This window comes from Arthrobacter sp. P4_H3 (genome assembly GCF_056400885.1).
Genome location: NZ_JBFUKK010000043.1, coordinates 1 through 3,547, shown reverse-complemented (window position 1 = coordinate 3,547; position 3,547 = coordinate 1). Strand labels below are relative to the sequence as shown.

Annotated in this window: 1 rRNA gene; it reads right to left on the bottom strand. The window is 54.6% G+C overall.

The features are described from left to right. Nucleotides 1-171 precede the first annotated feature (171 nt). A 23S ribosomal RNA gene (locus AC1DRE_RS25030) occupies nucleotides 172-3,310 on the bottom strand. Between the last annotated feature and the right edge of the window lie 237 nt (nucleotides 3,311-3,547).

The following is a 3,547-nucleotide window of genomic DNA, read 5'->3' as shown; positions in this document are numbered from 1 at the left end:
TGTGGTTACAACATTAGTGGTGTTGTTATTTAGTTGTGGTTGTGTTCCCTGCAACGAAACCGTGTGACGGGTTTGTTGTTTGGGAACCACATAGTGGACGCAAGCAGTCTTGTTTCTTTTTACCACCCCGGGGTGCGAACCCCTTTTGAAACGGGTTTGCGGGGGTGGTGTGTGGTGTAAGTTATCGGCCTATTAGTACCGGTCAGCTTCACGAGTCGTTAGTCCTCGCTTCCACATCCGGCCTATCAACCCAGTGGTCTGGCTGGGGGCCTCTCACACACAAGGTGTATGGAAATCTCATCTCGAAGCGAGCTTCCCGCTTAGATGCTTTCAGCGGTTATCCCATCCGAACGTAGCTAATCAGCGGTGCACTTGGCAGTACAACTGACACACCAGAGGTTCGTCCGTCCCGGTCCTCTCGTACTAAGGACAGCCCTTCTCAAATTTCCTGCGCGCGCAGCGGATAGGGACCGAACTGTCTCACGACGTTCTAAACCCAGCTCGCGTACCGCTTTAATGGGCGAACAGCCCAACCCTTGGGACCTACTCCAGCCCCAGGATGCGACGAGCCGACATCGAGGTGCCAAACCATGCCGTCGATATGGACTCTTGGGCAAGATCAGCCTGTTATCCCCGAGGTACCTTTTATCCGTTGAGCGACGGCCATTCCACAATGTACCGCCGGATCACTAGTCCCGACTTTCGTCCCTGCTCGAGATGTCTCTCTCACAGTCAAGCTCCCTTGTGCACTTACACTCGACACCTGATTGCCAACCAGGCTGAGGGAACCTTTGGGCGCCTCCGTTACTTTTTAGGAGGCAACCGCCCCAGTTAAACTACCCATCAGGCACTGTCCCTGACCCGGATTACGGGCCGAAGTTAGATGTCCAAAGTGACCAGAGTGGTATTTCAACGATGACTCCACCCGAACTGGCGTCCGGGCTTCAACGTCTCCCACCTATCCTACACAAGCCACTCCGAACACCAATACCAAACTATAGTAAAGGTCTCGGGGTCTTTCCGTCCTGCTGCGCGTAACGAGCATCTTTACTCGTACTGCAATTTCGCCGAGTTTATGGTTGAGACAGCGGGGAAGTCGTTACTCCATTCGTGCAGGTCGGAACTTACCCGACAAGGAATTTCGCTACCTTAGGATGGTTATAGTTACCACCGCCGTTTACTGGGGCTTAAATTCTCAGCTTCGCCTTGCGGCTAACCGGTCCTCTTAACCTTCCAGCACCGGGCAGGAGTCAGTCCGTATACATCGTCTTGCGACTTCGCACGGACCTGTGTTTTTAGTAAACAGTCGCTTCCCCCTGGTCTCTGCGGCCCCGATCCCCTCCGGACAGCAAGTGTCCATCAAGGTTGGGGCCCCCCTTCTCCCGAAGTTACGGGGGCATTTTGCCGAGTTCCTTAACCATAATTCTCTCGATCGCCTTAGTATTCTCTACCTGATCACCTGTGTCGGTTTGGGGTACGGGCGGCTAAAACCTCGCGTCGATGCTTTTCTAGGCAGCATAGGATCACCGAATCCCCCCATACGGGGGTCCCGTCAGGTCTCAGGCATCATGAACGGCGGATTTGCCTACCGTTCGCCCTACATCCTTGGACCGGGACAACCATCGCCCGGCTCGGCTACCTTCCTGCGTCACACCTGTTAATACGCTTACCTCCCAGGATCAGGTCCCGCGCTCCACCAAAACCCTCACACCACAAGGGTGATCGGGCAGGTCTCGGGCGGTTAGTATCCCCTGTTCAGCATGGGCGGTTTTTCGCCGGTACGGGAATATCAACCCGTTGTCCATCGACTACGCCTGTCGGCCTCGCCTTAGGTCCCGACTTACCCAGGGCAGATTAGCTTGACCCTGGAACCCTTGATCATTCGGCGGACGGGTTTCTCACCCGTCTTTCGCTACTCATGCCTGCATTCTCACTCGTGTAGGCTCCACCGCTGGTTTACACCGCGACTTCACTGCCCACACGACGCTCCCCTACCACTCCACACTCCTGAACCAACCCCACAAAGGGAGCGGCTTGGATAAAATGTGAAATCCACAACTTCGGCGGTGTACTTGAGCCCCGCTACATTGTCGGCGCGGAATCACTTGACCAGTGAGCTATTACGCACTCTTTTAAGGATGGCTGCTTCTAAGCCAACCTCCTGGTTGTCTTCGCAACTCCACATCCTTTCCCACTTAGCACACGCTTAGGGGCCTTAGTTGGTGGTCTGGGCTGTTTCCCTCTCGACTATGAAGCTTATCCCCCACAGTCTCACTGCTGCGCTCTCACTTACCGGCATTCGGAGTTTGGCTGACGTCAGTAACCTTGTAGGGCCCATTAGCCATCCAGTAGCTCTACCTCCGGTAAGAAACACGCAACGCTGCACCTAAATGCATTTCGGGGAGAACCAGCTATCACGAAGTTTGATTGGCCTTTCACCCCTACCCACAGCTCATCCCCTCCATTTTCAACTGAAGTGGGTTCGGTCCTCCACGACGTCTTACCGTCGCTTCAACCTGGCCATGGGTAGATCACTTCGCTTCGGGTCTAGATCACGCCACTGCAACGCCCTATTCAGACTCGCTTTCGCTACGGCTGCCCCACACGGGTTAACCTCGCGACGTAACACTAACTCGCAGGCTCATTCTTCAAAAGGCACGCCGTCACCAGAATCAGACTGGCTCCGACGGATTGTAAGCACACGGTTTCAGGTACTGTTTCACTCCCCTCCCGGGGTACTTTTCACCTTTCCCTCACGGTACTGGTCCGCTATCGGTCATTAGGGAGTATTTAGGCTTATCAGGTGGTCCTGACAGATTCGCACGGGATTTCTCGGGCCCCGTGCTACTTGGGATACTTCACCGGGCGGTACACAACATTTCGGTTACGGGGCTCACACCCTCTCTGGCCGGCCTTTCAAGACCGTTCACCTATGCCTGTACTACTCACCCCACTGCCCCGGCAGAGACAGAACGGGAAGTCCCACAACCCCGACCATGCAACGCCCGCCGGCTATCACACATGGAACGGTTTAGCCTGATCCGCGTTCGCTCGCCACTACTAACGGAATCACTATTGTTTTCTCTTCCTGCGGGTACTGAGATGTTTCACTTCCCCGCGTTCCCTCCACGCACCCTATGTGTTCAGATGCGGGTCACCAGGCAGCTCGCGCCCCTGGCGGGGTTTCCCCATTCGGACACCCTGGGATCACAGTCCGGTTATCGACTCCCCCAGGCTTATCGCAGATTCCTACGTCCTTCTTCGGCTCCTAATGCCAAGGCATCCACCGTGTGCTCTTAAAAACTTGACCACAAAAGATCAAAAACGCTAATTTTCGAGAGAACCACGAAAACCACTGCTCCACCCCGAAGGACAGAACAACAGATCCAGGTTCATATTCTTGGAAATTGCTTCTTATAAAAGATGCTCGCGTCCACTATGTAGTTCTCAAACAACAACCCCATACCACACACCCCACACACACCCGCCCCAAAAAGGACAAGCCAACGCATGCGATCGGTGCAGCCAGGAAACCAGAAACAAACAA